Origin of the sequence: Massilia oculi, assembly GCF_017582745.1 — a bacterium.
Taxonomy (GTDB): Bacteria; Pseudomonadota; Gammaproteobacteria; order Burkholderiales; family Burkholderiaceae_D; genus Telluria; species Telluria oculi_A.
This window is the reverse complement of the sequence record NZ_JAFVIM010000005.1, coordinates 197,840-212,488: the sequence shown is the minus strand read 5'-3', so window position 1 is coordinate 212,488 and position 14,649 is coordinate 197,840. Positions and strand designations below refer to the sequence as shown.

Annotated in this window: 14 protein-coding genes; 5 read left to right on the top strand and 9 right to left on the bottom strand. The window is 66.6% G+C overall.

All coding sequences use genetic code 11. The annotated features are described in order from the left end of the window. The first annotated feature begins 91 nt into the window (after window positions 1–91). A complete protein-coding gene (locus tag J3U95_RS08270) occupies window positions 92–2,074 on the top strand; it encodes a diguanylate cyclase domain-containing protein (RefSeq protein ID WP_208278126.1) in 1,983 nt (660 codons plus the stop codon). A gap of 9 nt (window positions 2,075–2,083) precedes the next feature. Here the strand turns inward: J3U95_RS08270 and J3U95_RS08265 are convergent, their stop codons facing one another. The 7 genes from J3U95_RS08265 to J3U95_RS08235 form a co-directional block, all read right to left on the bottom strand. Beyond that, complete coding sequence (locus tag J3U95_RS08265; protein ID WP_208278125.1) at window positions 2,084–3,418, bottom strand: erythromycin esterase family protein; 1,335 nt, start codon at window positions 3,416–3,418, stop codon at window positions 2,084–2,086. Window position 3,419: 1 nt separating this feature from the next. Further along, on the bottom strand, window positions 3,420–4,742 hold the full coding sequence (locus tag J3U95_RS08260; protein WP_208278124.1) for an SRPBCC family protein: 1,323 nt from the start codon (window positions 4,740–4,742) through the stop codon (window positions 3,420–3,422). Window positions 4,743–4,761: 19 nt separating this feature from the next. After that, complete coding sequence (locus J3U95_RS08255) at window positions 4,762–5,460, bottom strand: phosphoribosyltransferase (RefSeq protein ID WP_208278123.1); 699 nt, start codon at window positions 5,458–5,460, stop codon at window positions 4,762–4,764. Window positions 5,461–5,557: 97 nt separating this feature from the next. After that, a complete protein-coding gene (fghA, locus tag J3U95_RS08250; protein WP_208278122.1) occupies window positions 5,558–6,400 on the bottom strand; it encodes an S-formylglutathione hydrolase in 843 nt (280 codons plus the stop codon). A gap of 62 nt (window positions 6,401–6,462) precedes the next feature. Then, window positions 6,463–7,053 (bottom strand): chromate transporter, encoded by a 591-nt coding sequence (locus J3U95_RS08245; protein WP_208278121.1) that lies wholly within the window; start codon window positions 7,051–7,053, stop codon window positions 6,463–6,465. Continuing rightward, window positions 7,050–7,676, bottom strand: a complete 627-nt coding sequence (locus tag J3U95_RS08240; RefSeq protein WP_208278120.1) for a chromate transporter — start codon at window positions 7,674–7,676, stop codon at window positions 7,050–7,052. Before J3U95_RS08240 ends, J3U95_RS08245 begins: the two co-directional genes overlap by 4 nt. A 61-nt stretch (window positions 7,677–7,737) precedes the next feature. Continuing rightward, window positions 7,738–7,908, bottom strand: a complete 171-nt coding sequence (locus tag J3U95_RS08235) for a hypothetical protein (RefSeq protein ID WP_183407374.1) — start codon at window positions 7,906–7,908, stop codon at window positions 7,738–7,740. Window positions 7,909–8,105: 197 nt separating this feature from the next. On the opposite strand from J3U95_RS08235, the gene J3U95_RS08230 reads away from it, so the two are divergent. Together J3U95_RS08230 and J3U95_RS08225 are read left to right on the top strand one after the other, a co-directional pair. Then, on the top strand, window positions 8,106–8,324 hold the full coding sequence (locus J3U95_RS08230; RefSeq protein WP_208278119.1) for a hypothetical protein: 219 nt from the start codon (window positions 8,106–8,108) through the stop codon (window positions 8,322–8,324). A 376-nt stretch (window positions 8,325–8,700) separates the two neighbouring features. Beyond that, window positions 8,701–10,794: an ATP-dependent helicase gene (locus J3U95_RS08225; RefSeq protein WP_208278118.1), complete on the top strand. Its 2,094-nt coding sequence runs from the start codon at window positions 8,701–8,703 to the stop codon at window positions 10,792–10,794. Window positions 10,795–11,061: 267 nt separating this feature from the next. Here the strand turns inward: J3U95_RS08225 and J3U95_RS08220 are convergent, their stop codons facing one another. Together J3U95_RS08220 and J3U95_RS08215 are read right to left on the bottom strand one after the other, a co-directional pair. Beyond that, the gene (locus J3U95_RS08220; protein ID WP_208278117.1) at window positions 11,062–11,877 is read right to left on the bottom strand and encodes an SIR2 family NAD-dependent protein deacylase; all 816 of its coding nucleotides are present in this window, start codon (window positions 11,875–11,877) and stop codon (window positions 11,062–11,064) included. Next, window positions 11,870–12,508: a phosphohydrolase gene (locus tag J3U95_RS08215; RefSeq protein WP_229519706.1), complete on the bottom strand. Its 639-nt coding sequence runs from the start codon at window positions 12,506–12,508 to the stop codon at window positions 11,870–11,872. Before J3U95_RS08215 ends, J3U95_RS08220 begins: the two co-directional genes overlap by 8 nt. Window positions 12,509–12,679: 171 nt before the next feature. Between J3U95_RS08215 and J3U95_RS08210 the strand changes: the two genes are divergently transcribed. Beyond that, window positions 12,680–13,321, top strand: coding sequence for an IS607 family transposase (locus J3U95_RS08210; protein WP_208278116.1), 642 nt, complete (start codon window positions 12,680–12,682; stop codon window positions 13,319–13,321). Further along, window positions 13,293–14,642, top strand: a complete 1,350-nt coding sequence (locus J3U95_RS08205; RefSeq protein ID WP_208278115.1) for an RNA-guided endonuclease InsQ/TnpB family protein — start codon at window positions 13,293–13,295, stop codon at window positions 14,640–14,642. Before J3U95_RS08210 ends, J3U95_RS08205 begins: the two co-directional genes overlap by 29 nt. Window positions 14,643–14,649: the final 7 nt, after the last annotated feature.

Below are 14,649 nucleotides of genomic sequence, written 5' to 3'. Positions count from 1 at the left end.
CTGAACAGATTCTGTCCCGTATCCCGATGCTACTTGGTCGGTGCGGATTGGTATGTGATACTTTGTTGCATTATCGTCGATATTTACCCTTATGCTGAAACGCGGTCTGCGCCTGGTGCCCGCAACCCTGAAGCTGCGCATGGCCTGTGTCGCGGCCATTCTGGTCTTCGTGACTACCTTGTTGGTCACACTGGCTACCCTGGCGGTAGCCGAGCGCGGCATGAAATCGGTCATCGGCGACCAGCAGTATTCGATACTTTCCAATGCCGCATCATTCATGGACGACCGCATCGTGACGCGTATCGCGCAGGTCGAATCGCTGGCTTCCCGCATGCCGCCGTTGACGGGCGCCGACGACCGCGCGCGTCTTTATCTCGAGGCTCAGGCGCCGATCTGGGAACACGAATACCTCAACCTGATCCTGTTCGATGCGGCTGGTCGGCAGACCGTATCGATGCGTCCCATAGGCGGCGTCAGGCAGCTCAATGCCGCGGGACGCGATTATTTCGAGCGGCCCATGTCGACGCAGCGCGGCTATATGTCGCACCCATTCATCAGCCGTCTTTCAGAGCGCGAGATCATCATCGTGAGCGCACCGGTACGCGACCAGGCCGGCAAGCCAGGCGGCATACTTACCGCCAGCATAGACCTGCAGGCTTCGGGTTTCCTGCGCCAGATCTCGGCGCTGAGGCCAGGTGGCTCGGGCTATCTGTTCCTCATGACCGGCGATGGCACGATGATCGACCATCCCGATCGCCGCAGGCTGCTGCAGAAGGCCGCGCAGGCTCCCTATGTCAACGTAAAAACTGATCCTGCACTCAATGGCTTCGAAGCGTGGCTCGAGGGCAGGGACCGGGATGGCGGAACCTATATCTACGCATACAAGCGCCTGCGCACGACAGGCTGGATTCTTGGAGCTCGTTACCCTACCGCAGAGGCCTTTGCGCCATTGGCGCAGATGCGGCGTAACGCCATCGTCGTCGCCAGCGTGCTGGCGCTCGTATCGGGCGTAGTGGCCTGGGCGCTGGTGTTCCGGCTGCTGGCGCCGCTGCAGCGGCTGCGCGACCGCATCCGCGCGATCCGCCACGACGGCGCCGACATCGCGGTGCTGCACGACACCCGGCGCGATGAGATCGGGGAATTGGGCAATGCCTTCTACCAGCTGATGGCCGAGCGCGAGAACGCCGAAGGCCTGCGCGCGGCCAGCGAGAAGCGTCTGCGCCTGATTGCCGACAACCTGCCCGTGCTGATCGCCTACGTCGACCGCGACCGGCGCTTCCGGTTCGGGAACGCCACCTTCGAGCGCTGGTTCGGGGTCGCGCCCGAGCGGCTGGTCGGCATGTCGATCGCCCAGCTGATGGGCGAGGATGCCGCGCGCCAGGGCGCGGAAAGCCTGGAAGGCGCGTTCGCCGGCCACGCCACCACTTGCCAGATGCGGCTGCTGATAGGGGGCGCGCCGCGGGTGCTGGAAGGTGTCTACATCCCCGACCTGCAGCCGGACGGCAGCGTGGCCGGCGTGTACGTGCTCAAGCATGACATGACGCACGTGAAAGAGGTCGAGGAACAGCTGACCCGGCTCGCGCGCATCGATACCCTGACCGGCCTGGCCAACCGGCGCAGCTTCAACGAGACCCTGCAGCAGGCGCTGGCGCGTGCATCGCGTCACGGCCGGGGGCTGTCGCTGGCCTACCTGGACGTCGACCACTTCAAGCGCATCAACGACAGCCACGGCCACGGCGTGGGCGACGAAGTGCTGAGGGAGTTCGGCGAGCGCCTGCGCGCCTGCGTGCGCGCCAGCGACCTGCCGGCGCGGCTGTCGGGCGACGAGTTCGTGGTGATCCTCGAAGAGATCGGGAGCGCTGCGGAGGCCGAACGCATCGCAGCCAAGATCGTGGCCGCGATGCGCGCGCCGTTCGCCACCGGCGCCGGCAGGCTGGCGGTGTCGGCTAGCGTCGGCGTCGCCTTGTGGCGGCCGGGGCAGGGTGAGGACGCGCTGCTGGCGGCTGCCGATGGCGCCTTGTACGTGGCCAAGGCGAATGGCCGGGATGGGTATGCGGTGGGGGCGGCAGCGTAGCCGCCGGCGTTACAATCCGCCCGGATACGTCTCCGGCGGCTCGCCCGAATGCCAGCCGCTGGTCGCGTCGAGCGGCTCCACCGCCGTGGTGCGGTCGATGTGGATCACGGCGTCGAACTGGCGCGGCAGCTGGGCCATGAAATAGTGGCTCTGGCGCTCGCTGCGCGGCAGGTACAGCACGCCGATGGCGCGCTCCAGCCGCTCTTCCATCAGCACGTCGCGCGCCGGGGACGGCTCGCGCAGCGGCAGGAAGAAGCGCTCGATGCCGGTGCTGTGCAGCAGGTGCTCGTAGCTGTTTTGCAGGGCCGGCCGCACGTGCTTGTGCAGGCCCTCGCCATCCCATTCGGAGGCCGCCGTGACCCGGCCTTCGTAGGTGGTGAAGCCGATCAGTACCGTGTCGGCGCCATGCGCCTTGCGCGCCAGCTCGCCCACCGTCCATTCGCCCTGGCGTCCGATCTCGGTCGCGCGCGCGTCGCCGATGTGGGAGTTGTGCTCCCATACCACGATGCGTGCTGGCTTGCCGCCTTGCGACAGGTAGCGCGCCACCGCGTCCAGGGTCTCGGCCATATGGCTGTCGCGCAGGTTCCAGGACGAGATGCGGCCCTTGAACATGGTGCGGTAATACTCTTCCGCGTTCTTGACCAGGCGCGCGTTCTGCTGGGCGTAGAAGAACGCGTCGTCGCCACCGTCGGCCTGCACGTAGTCGAAGGCGCGCTGCTGCAGCGTGCGCAGGGTGGCGAGCACGCCTTCCTGGCACGAGGGCGACATGCCGAAGCTGGCTTCGTAGCCGTATTGCTGGCTGTCGCGGTCGTAGTGGTCGAAGCAGGCATAGACCTTGCGCGCCTCGCGCGCGGCGTTCGGGTCGACCTGGTCAAGGTAGCGCAGCACCTCGTGGATCGAGGTGTACATGCTGTACAGGTCCAGGCCGTAGAAGCCGGTCCTGGCGTCCGCGTCCAGGCCATCGTTGCGCGCGCGCAGCCACTCGACGAAGTCGAGCACCGCCGTGTTACGCCACATCCAGGCCGGGAAGCGTTCGAAGCCCGACAAGGCGGCGCGGCCGTCCGCGTCCGCCCCTTCGCCGCGCACGTAACGGTTGACGCGCCAGGCATCGGGCCAGTCGGCTTCGACCGCCACCGCGGCGAAGCCTTTTTCCTCGATCAGGCGCCGTGTGATGCGTGCCCGCTCCGCGTAGAACTCGTGGCTGCCGTGGGTGGCCTCCCCGAGCAGCACGAAGCGGGCATTGCCGACCATGTCGAGCAGGGCGTCGTAGTCGTCCGCGCCCCCGGTGAGGGGGCGGGCCGACGCGCGCACCGCGTCGAGGGTGGCGTTGGTGAGGATGGCCACGTCAGTGCAGGAAGCTGTGGCTCGGCGCCGGCTGGTGGCCGGCATAGTGGGCGCCGCCGCGCTCGATGAACGCCTTCATGCGCGCCAGGTCGTCGTCCATCTGGCGCTGCGGATCGGCGCCCAGCATGCGCGCGATGCCGTGGCCCAGGGCGCCGGCCGGCGGCGAGTAGGTCATGCGCACCGTGACGCGGGTGCCGTTGCCGGACGGCTCGAAGGTCACCGTGCCTTCCTGTTCGATCTCCGAGCCCGGCTCGCTGCGCCACGACAGGCGCTCGGGGCGCGACTGCTCGGTCATCACGGCGTTCCAGGCGTATTCCATGCCGCCGGGGCCGCGCACCACCCAGTGCGAGCGGCGGTGGCCGAGGTCGCGCACCTCGGTCACGTGCGACATGAAGCGCGGGAAGTTCTCGACTTCGGACCAGGCGTCGAACACCTCCTTCGGCGCGGCGTCGATGTGGATCGCGTTCTCCACTTCGACCTGGCTGGCGGCGCCGCGGTGACGCAGCGAATCGACCATATGGCGGCCGCGGTCGCTGCGCAGCAGCACCGCCAGCGCGCCCAGGCCGAGCAGGGCAGCCAGCGGCGAGCGGCGCGCCAGGCCGACCACGCTCAGGGCGCCGGTGCCCAGCAGGGCGGAATTGGTGAGCGTCGGGCTGCGCGAGCTGAAGGCCTCGGTCAGGTGATCGGTCCAGCCGCGCACCTGGTTGGCGGCGGCGTGGGCGCGCGAGCGGGCCTCGGCTTTCATGCCGTGGGCGGTCTGTTCGAGGCGTTCACGCGCGTGGTCGGCCCGTTCGCGGGCGCGTTCGGCGGCGTACTCGGCCCGGTCGCGCGCCTGGTCGGCGGCATAGCCGGCATGTTCGCGCGTTTCATGGGCGGCATGGCTGGCGCGGTCGCGCGCCTCGTAGGCGGCGTGCTTCATGCGATCGCGCGCTTCGTGCGCGGCGTGGCTGGCGCGATCCTTCGCCTCGTACGAGGCGTCGGCCAGGCGCTCGCGCGCATGTTCGAGCCGGTCGCGCGTGCGGTGCGAGACCTCGGCCAGGCGGTCGCCCGCCGCATGGGCGGCGCCGGCCAGTCGTTCGCCGGCAAGGGCGGCGGCGCCGGTGGCGCGCAGGCGCGCCGAGTCGAGGCGGTCGCCGGCGCTGTGCCAGGCGTGTTCGAGGCGGTCGCCGGTGCGGTCGCGCGCGTCGCGCAGGGCGCCGCGGGCGCGGGCGCGGCGCTTGGCGCCGCGATCCGGGTCGAATGCGTACATCAGCAATGCGCCTGCGACCGCCGCGCCGATCCACTTGCCCACGTTCGTTGCTTGTTCATTGTTTGTATCGTTCATCTCGGCTCCTTGAGGTAAGTTAGCTGGTGGCATCGTGCTGGCGCGCCCACGCCTGCGCCAGCAGGGATTGCACTTCTTCATCGTCGGTCTGCTCGAAGCGCCGGTACCACTGCCCCACGGCGCGAAAGCGCATCGGGGCGAGGGGGCAGACCACCTCGTCGGCAACGCCACGCAAGACCTGCAGCGCATCCTGGGCCGCCACCGGCACCGCCAGCACCAGCCTGGACGGCCGCTGGCGGCGCGCGACTTCGACCGCCGCCAGCATCGTCGATCCGGTGGCGACGCCATCGTCGACCAGGATCACGCAGCGTCCCTCGAGCCGGGCCGGCGCACGCTCGCCGCGGTAGCGTCGCTCGCGCCGCGCCAGTTCGCTTTGCTCCGCCGCGACGACCGCATCGACTTCGCCCTGGGTCACGCCCATCAGGCCCGGCACGCCGGGCTGCAGCACGAACACGCCGCCGCTGCCGATGGCGCCCATGGCGAACTCCGGCTGGTTGGGCAAGCCGAGCTTGCGCACCAGCATCAAGTCGAGTTCGGCATTCAGTGCCTGGGCGATGGGGAAGGCGACCGGCACGCCCCCGCGCGGCAGCGCGAGTACAAGCACATCGTCGCGGTCGGCGTAATGGCGCAACGCCCCGGCCAAATGCCTGCCGGCGTCGACGCGGTCGATGAATGGTTCGAGCTCTTGCATGATGAAGAAGTTGTTAACTTCCAGCATACACAGGGACGAGCGTGGCCGTCGTTCGTTTGCCGCGCGGAATGATGCCGAGGAGAATGGCGGCCCCGGACAGGTCCGCGCGTGGGTTTCTGACAGGTCAGCCGAGCTGGCGGCTGTGGAAACGCAGGTGGTCTTCGACGAAGGTCGAGATGAAGTAATAGCCGTGGTCATAGCCGGCATGGCGGCGCAGGGTGAGCGGCTGGCTGGCCTTGGCGCAGGCTTCCTCGAACGCCTCGGGGAACAGCTGCTCGACCAGGAATTTGTCGCCCAGGCCCTGGTCGATCAGGATGCCGCCAGGGAATGGTGCGCTCGTCTGCGACGCCATCAGGGCGCTGGCGTCATATTGCTGCCAAGCGCTTTCGTCGGCGCCGAGGTAGCCGCCGAAGGCCTTCTTGCCCCATGGGCAGCGGCTCGGCGCGGCGATCGGCGCGAAGGCCGAGACCGAGCGGAACAGGTCGGGGTGCTTGAGCGCCATGGTCAGCGCGCCATGGCCGCCCATCGAGTGGCCGAAGATGCCGACCCGTTCCGAATCGGCCTGGAAAGTGGCCAGTACCAGCGCGTGCAGTTCCAGCAGGTAGCTGTGCATGCGGTAGTGGCGCTTCCACGGTTCCTGGGTGGCGTCGAGGTAGAAGCCGGCGCCGGTGCCGAAGTCCCAGCTGTCTTCTTCTCCCGGCACATTGGCACCGCGCGGGCTGGTGTCGGGCGCGACCAGGATGATGCCCAGCTCGCTGGCCAGGCGCTGGGCGCCGGCCTTGATCGGGAAGGTTTCTTCGGTGCAGGTCAGGCCGGCCAGGTAGAACAGGACCGGCAACTTCTTCTCGCCGGCCGCCGGCGGCAGGAAGACCGAGAATTTCATCGGCAGGCCGATAGCGGCCGAGTTGTGCTGGTAGAAGCGCTGCACGCCGCCGAAGCAGGCGTGTTCATTGAGGAGTTGGGGCATCTTGGTGTCGGGTGCAGTTGATGGATGGCGCCAGTATGCCGGTTCCAGGCGGCGCTTGCCAACTAGACCACGCCCAGCGCCCCCAGCAGCGCGCCGAGCGCCAGCATCCACAGCAGGTGCAGGCGGGTGCGCCAGATGACGATGGCGGTGGCTGCCGTCAGCAGCCACAGGGGCCAGTTGTCCATGTGTTCGCCGCCCTTGCCGCCGCCGGTGGCCAGCAGCCAGGCGGTCGACAGCAGCATGGCGATCACCAGCGGCGCCATGCCCTGCTTGAAGGCGCGCACGGCGCGCAGTTCGCGGTTGCGCTGGGCCCACTGCGCCACCTGGTAAGTGAATACGGTGGAAGGCAGCATGATGCCGACCATCGAGATCGCTACGCCGGAGAGCGCGGCCGTCATGCTGCCGGTGTTGAGTCCGACGTTCCAGCCCAGCAGGGCCACGAACAGGACGTTGGGTCCGGGCGACGACTGGGCCAGGGCGACCGAGTCGGCGAACTGGGTCTGGCTGAGCCAGCCGTGGCGCTCGACCAGGTAGCGCTGCATCTCGGAGGTGGTCGAGATCGCGCCGCCGAGCGACATCATGGACAGCATCAGGAAATGGACGAACAGGTTCAGCCAGTCATGCCAGCCGAACACCAGGCTGGGCGCGTTCATGGCTTGAGCCTGCGCCAGGCCAGCAGGCAGCCGAGGCCGCCGAGCAGGCCGATCACGGCCGCCAGCGGCACGCGGATCCAGGCCAGCAGCACGAAGCCGGTGGCGGCGATCGCGATGCAGGCGGCGAGCGGGATCACATTCCGGGTCAATGCAACCGACATGCGCAGGCCGGTGGCGGCGATCAGGCCGGCGGCGACGGCAGCCATGCCGCGCAGGGCGCCCTGCAGCTGGGGCTGGGTGGCGAACTGCGCATAGACCAGGGCCAGGCACAGCACCAGGATGAGCGGCACGGTGAGGATGCCGGCCAGGGCGCTCATGGCGCCGGCCAGGCCGAAGTGGCGGGTGCCGATCATCATGGCCAGGTTGCAGACGTTGGGGCCCGGCATGATCTGGGCCACCGACCATTCCTCGACGAAGTCCTCGTTGCTCATCCAGCGCTTGCGCTCGACGACTTGCTGCTGGATCACGGCCAGCACCCCTCCGAAGCCCTGCAGGGCGATCAGCGTGAATGACACGAACAGGTCGGTCAGCGAAGTCGGGCGGGGACGATCGGGTTCGGCCGGCGGTGCGGAAGGGGCAGGCTGCGGCGCGGAAGGCGGCAAGGGCAGGGGTGAGGCGCTCATCCGGCGATTATCGCCGCAGGGCCCGCGCCGTGTCCATGCGCTACCCGTGCTGGATAATGGCTCAGCCGCCGCCGATGCCTTCCATCACGCGACCGGTCCCGCCGCATTGCGGACATGGCTTGCCGTCGGCCAGCGTGCCGCGGCCGGCGCAGGCGTCGCAGATGTCTTCGCCGGCGCCAGGGGTGCCGGGGGCGGCGTCGTCGCCGGGATTCAGGTCGGGTTGGGTGCTCATGGAAATCCTCATGCGTGGTCTGTTGCGGCCGATTGTAGGCAGGAAGACGGCCGGGCGGCGCAGCGCAGACGGAGGGGGGGCCGGCGTCTGCCATAGACAATGTTTTCGCGTATTGATACAGGTTTGACATTGACTTCATTCCGCCATCGTCAATACTCGTGGTGCGTCAGCGACATAACCCACCGGAGACCCGCGCCATGAGCCCATACCGTGCCCAGGATATCAATCAAAGCCTCTCCGGATCTTCCGAGCTCAGGCGTAACATCCGCCAGCGCGACATCGTGGCGCGCGGCATCGCCACCCTGGGCGAGTGCGGCACCATGCCGGCGCTCGAGTACCTCAAGGCGCATGGCGTACGTCCCCAGGTGATCGAGCGCGTGCTGCTCGAGCCGGAGCGCCGCCGGGTGCTCGCCTGAGCGGAACCTGAACTCCCGATTGCCCACGAAGTTGCCGCAATATTTATTTGTGGTGCATACTGTGTCAGTCGGGGTTAAATCTTGTAAACCCTTGATTTTCAGCGGAAACGAGATTGCCTTCCCAATAGGCAAATTGTTGAAAGCCGCACGGGAGGCCGCGTCCAGCGTGTCAAGCCCCCGCTTTTCCACACACTTATTCACAGACTTTGTGGATATCCGAAAAACGCCTTGATTTTCCGTGACTTGGCAGCGATTGTTCAGGTCACGGCTGATGTCATTCTTGACAACCTTTTGACAGTGACACAAGGCGGCCCCATTTTCTCCTTGCGGCCCGGGACTGGATAAATGTACAGTATGGCATTTCCAGATTCCGCCCATGTCCGCCGTCGCCGATCCGATCATCACCTCGTCTACCGACGACCCGTTCGCCAGCCTGAATCCCGAGCAGCGGGCGGCGGTCGAGCACGACGTCGGGCTCGACGCGCCGCGTCCCTTGCTGGTGGTGGCCGGCGCCGGCTCCGGCAAGACCAATACGCTGGCGCACCGGGTGGCGCGCCTGATCCAGTCGGGCGCCGATCCGCAGCGCATCCTGCTGCTGACGTTTTCGCGCCGCGCCGCCACCGAAATGACCCAGCGCGCCGGCGGCGTGCTGCACCGGCTGTTCGGGCTCAAGGGCAGCCAGGCGCCGGTCACGCTGCCCTGGGCCGGCACCTTCCACAGCATCGGGGCGCGCCTGCTGCGCGAGTTCGCCGGGCGCATCGGGCTGGACGATCAGTTCACGATCCACGACCGCGGCGACTCCGAAGACCTGATGGGCATGGTGCGCCACGAGATCGGCCTGAGTCAGCTCGAGAAACGCTTTCCGCTGAAAGGCACCTGCCTGTCGATCTATTCGCGGGTGGTCAATGGCCGCGAGCCGCTCGACGGGGTGCTGCAGGCCTTCTTCCCCTGGTGCAGCGAGTGGGAAGCCCAGCTCAAGACGCTGTTCGGCGCCTATGTCGACGCCAAGCAGGAACAAAACGTGCTCGACTACGACGACCTGCTGCTGTTCTGGGCCGAGATGGCGGCCGACCCGGTGCTGGGGCTTGAACTCGGCGCGCTGTTCGATCACGTGCTGGTCGACGAATACCAGGACACCAACCGCCTGCAGGCGGCCATCGTCACCGGCATGAAGCCCGACGGCCGCGGCGTGATGGTGGTGGGCGACGATGCGCAGTCGATCTATGGCTTTCGCGGCGCGACCGTGCGCAACATCCTCGACTTCGCCGGCCAGTTCTCGCAGCCGGCGCAGCTGATCACCCTGGAGCGCAACTACCGCTCCACGCAGCCGATCCTGGACGCGTCGAACGCGGTGATCGGCGCCGCGCTCGAGCGCCACGCCAAGACCCTGTGGACCGACAAGGCGTCAAGCATCAAGCCGCAGCTGGTCTTGATTCCCGACGAAGCCGAACAGGCGCGCTGGGTCTGCAACCGCATCCTCGAACAGCGCGAGACCGGCATGCCGCTGAAGTCGCAGGCGGTGCTGTTTCGCGCCGCCAGCCACAGCGCCGCGCTCGAGCTCGAACTCATGCGCCGCAACATCCCCTTCGTCAAGTTCGGCGGCCTCAAATTCCTGGAAGCTGCCCACATCAAGGACATGCTGGCCGTGCTGCGCTTCGCCCAGAACCCGAGCGGACGCCTGGCGGGTTTCCGCGCGCTGCAGCTGATTCCCGGCATCGGCCAGGCGACCGCCACCCGTCTGGTCGAGGCCGCCGGCACCAGCAACGACGCGGCGGCGGCGCTGGAGGCATTCCCGGTGCCGGCGCGCTGCAAGACCGACTGGCAGGCGTTCTGCGACCTGTACCGGCGCCTGCGTACGCCCGGCCTGCGCTGGCCGATGGACCTCGAGCTGGCGCGCGCGTGGTACCAGCCGCACCTCGAGCGCCTGCACGACGATGCGCAGGTGCGCGCGGCCGACCTCGACCAGCTGGTGGCGCTGTCGGGCGGTTATGGCAACCGCGAGAGCTTCCTGGCCGAGATCACGCTCGACCCGCCCGAAGCCACCAGCGACCGCGCCGGCGCGCCGCTGCTCGACGAAGATTACGTGATCCTGTCCACCATCCACTCGAGCAAGGGGCAAGAATGGAATTCGGTGCACGTTCTGAATGTCGTCGACGGCTGCATTCCGTCGGACATGGCGACCGGCAGCCAGGAAGATATCGAGGAAGAGCGGCGCCTGCTTTACGTCGCCATGACGCGCGCGCGTGAAAACCTGCACCTGGTGGTGCCGAACCGCTTCTTCATCAAGCAGCAGTCGAGCATGGGCGACCGCCACGTGTACGCGGCGCGCACGCGCTTCATCACCCCGGTGATGCTCAAGCATTTCGAAGAATGTGCCTGGCTCAGCGCCGACAAGCGCGAGCTGCGTACGCCGATGCCCGACAGCATTCGCATGATGGTGCGAGACCGGGCCCGGAACGCGTGGAAATGACGACAGATGCGGGCAAATTGACGACTTATCCCCCGTGCCCCGCTTTTGTAGGAATTTGCCGTATGTGACATGGACGCGCAGAAGTGGTGCACGTGCAAGTGACTGATTTTACGAGGGTATTTTTTTGCCTCCAGAACGGGCATTTTGTTGAAACCCGCATCGATACTGCGCTTGCGGCTTGTCAAGTGGCGCTTTTCCACACACTTATCCACATTTCTTGTGGATAGTCCAAAAGGCTGAATGAAATCAGCCACTTAGTGTTCAATATTACTTGACCACAATGTCCATTTCCTGTGCGATCGCCTGCAGGGCGGCGAGCGCGCCCATGGGGATTCCGACGCCGCCCACGATGCGGTGTTCGCGCGGATTGATACGGATCGCGTGCACGCCCTGCGACTCGGTAAAGCGGCGCACCGAGGGCAGGTCGGTGCCGGCGCCGAGCTCGATCACGGCAAGCCGGGCAACCCCTGCGCGCCACTGCGCCAGCCGCTCGAGCTGGGTGTCGCCGGGAATGTCGACCCGGGCGACGTCGTTGAACATCAAGATATTGGGGCGGGCCAGGGCGCCGCAGTGCGGGCAGGCCGGCAGCGGCGACCGCAGCGCGCAGCGGGCCAGGTCCACCTCGGGCTCGAAGTCGTCCGCCGGCCAGGTGACATCGCGGCAGGGACGGGTGCACTGCAGGTGGTGAATGGTGCCGTGGCATTCGGCGATCCGGTCGTGCGCGAAACCGGCGCGCAGGAACTGGCCGTCGACATTGCTCGTGAAGACGAAGCTGCCATGCCGCATGCGGTCTCCCAGCGCGCGCAGGATCGCGAAGCCCGCATGCGGTCGCGTGCGCCGGTACAGGTCGAGCCGGTGGCCATAAAAGCCCCAGGCCAGATGCGGATCGCGCTCGAAACTCGCCGGATTGGCCATCTCGCGAAATGGCAGGCCGCGTTCGGCCAGTGGCGGATAGGCTTTCCAGAAGCCGGTATTGCCGCGAAAATCGGGCAGGCCCGAATCGACGCCGATGCCGGCGCCGGCGGCGATCAGGAGGCCGTCGGCCTCCCTCAGCAAAGCGCAGGCGCGCGCGATCTCATCCATGGGCGCTCGCCTTGAGCCGCTCGAGTTCGGCCAGGAAGCGCTCGCAGGCCACGCCAGGCGCCCACGGCTCCCACGGCCGGCAATCGTAATGGGCGGCGAGCGGGTCCTCGGCCAGCACCTCGGCGCGGATCTTGAGGGTGCGCCGCACTTCCTCGCGCGACCAGCCGGCCACGTGCACCGCCTCGGTGGCCGCGGCCAGGCGGTCGGCGCGCTTGTGCGCCGCGTGGCCGCGCGCGTCCCAGGCCGGCAGGCCGTAGCGCAGGAAGACCATGTGTTCCAGGCGCCTGGTCAGCGCGCGGAAGGCGTCGCCCAGGAAGGGCTTGATGACCGAGATCGCGTCGAAGCCGAGCAGGCCTTCCTCGGCGTCGTGCAGCAGTTCGCGCAATTCTTCCAGCGGCGTGATGGCCGGCGCGGCCGCGCGGCGCAGCAGCATGACGGTGATCGAATGCTGGGCCACCGACAGCGGCAGCGGCCAGGCCGAGTGGCCGCCCCAGCGGTAGGTGCGGGCCAGGCCGAGCGCCAGGTCGGCGTCGTCCCAGTCGAAGGGTGTCGGGTCGAGCAGGTCGAGGCGGCGGCCGGATGGCATGCGGACCCAGGCGCGGGTCCGGTCTGGCGTGGACGGGATGGACATGTGGCGATTTTACACACCGGTCCGTCCATTCTCCGCATAATTGATCCATGCGTACGCAAGACCTGCGCGCCCGCGTACAGTGGATCGGATGCGCGTGGGGGACCATGAGGAGCGGAACTCTAGTCACAATTCTAGTGTCTGAACCTACGTAAGTGTACATGAGAGAACACTATGGAAATGATGCTGAAGACCGGAGCGGCAGCGCGCAGGCTTGGTGTGACATCCAAGACGTTGCAACGCTGGGATCGCTGTGGCACGTTCTCTCCACTAGCGCGTAGCCCAACCGGTCTGCGCCTCTATAGTGAAACGCAGATCGCTGAGCGGATCGGATTGCAGTCACGCCCGGCTCCATACCGGATCATCGCTTACTGCAGGGTGTCCAGCGCTGCGCAAAAGCCTGATTTGCGCAATCAACGCCGGGTTCTCGAAGAATTTTGCACAGCGCGTGGACTGGCGGATGTCGAGTTCATCGAAGAGATCGGCGGCGGGCTCAATTTCAGGCGTCCGCGCTTGCTGGAGCTGACCGACGCGCTCGGGCGAGGCGAGGTGCGCCCCCTGGTGCTGGCGCACCGGGATCGCCTGACGCGCTTCGGATACGAATGGTTCGAACACATAGCGCACGAACATGGCTGCGAGCTGCTCGTACTGAACCAGGAGCGCTTGTCCCCTGAACAGGAAATGGTGCAGGACATGATGACCATCGTGCATTGTTTCTCAAGTCGTTTATATGGGCTGCGCAACTATCGCCGCCAGTTGGATGTTGCATTGAGCAAGGACGCGCGCAATGCTGCTGTCACATCGCATCCGGATTGAAGCCACGCCTGAGCAGCGCGACTATTTCGCGCGAGCGGCGGGGACGGCGCGCAAAGTCTGGAACTGGGCGCTGGCCGAATGGCAGCGGCAAACCGCGCTGGGGCAGCGTCCAGACGCCATGAAATTGAAAAAACAGTTCAATGGGATCAAGTATGCTCACCCGGACTGGCTCGATGCCGAAGGCAGACCTTGGTTGCGAACGATTCACCGCGATGCGCATGCGCAGCCTTTCGCGCACCTGGAGCGGGCGTGGCGCCGCTACTACGAGCAACGGCAAGCCGGCAACAAAGCCTATTCACCGACATTTAAAAGGAAAGGCCGCTGCCGCGACTCGTTCTATATTGCCAACGACAAGATTCGTTTTGAGGGCAAGTGCGCCGTGCTGCCAAGGATCGGGAAGGTCGTGCTGGCCGAGCTCCTGCGGTTTCCCGGAAAGATCATGGGCGCATGCGTATCGCGCGAAGCCGACCACTGGTATGTGGCCGTGCAGGTCAAGCTACCTGAACAGCTGGCCCGCCTGCAGCGCCAGGGTGATGGCGTGGTTGGGGTCGATCTCGGCATAAGCGCTGCAGCCGTCCTGTCCACTGCCGAGAAGATACCGGCCCCACGGCCGCTACGTGCTAGCCAGCGGCGCCTGCGCATCCGCTCGCGCCGCCATGCACGCAAGCTGAAAGCCGCGAAGGCCAGTGCCGGGATCACGGGCACGATCCCGAAAGGTATGCGTCTGCCGGTGTCGCGTAACCGGAAAAAGGATGCCCGTACGCTGGCGCGCCTGCATGCGCGCATCACCCATGTACGTACCGATTTCATCCATAAGCTCACGACTCGACTGTGCCGCGAAAACCAAGCGATAGCGATCGAGGACCTGAACGTGAGCGGCATGCTGGCCAACCATCGACTGGCGCGTGCGATCGCTGATGTCGGATTCTACGAGATCCGGCGTCAGCTCCAGTACAAGGCGCAACGTTATGGCACGATATTGGTGCTGGCGGATCGCTGGTATCCGTCCAGCAAACTGTGTTCGGCATGCGGCGCGCATTACACCGCATTGAAACTCAGTGAGCGTCATTGGACTTGCGCTTGCGGTATCTCTCACGACCGGGATGTGAACGCCGCGATCAATCTGCAACGGCTCGCCACCGACGCCCTCGTGGCGAGAACGGCGCTACCCGAGGCGAGTCATGCGGCAACGTATGGCACTGCCGCTGGAGAGGTTCCGGCGGCAGGCGGGAAAGTCACGCCTGTCAGATACGAGTACGGTCAACAGGACGGCTCGGGGCAGGAAGAGAGCGGTGTGCACGTGTGTGCACCTTTTCGATAGCAGAGGC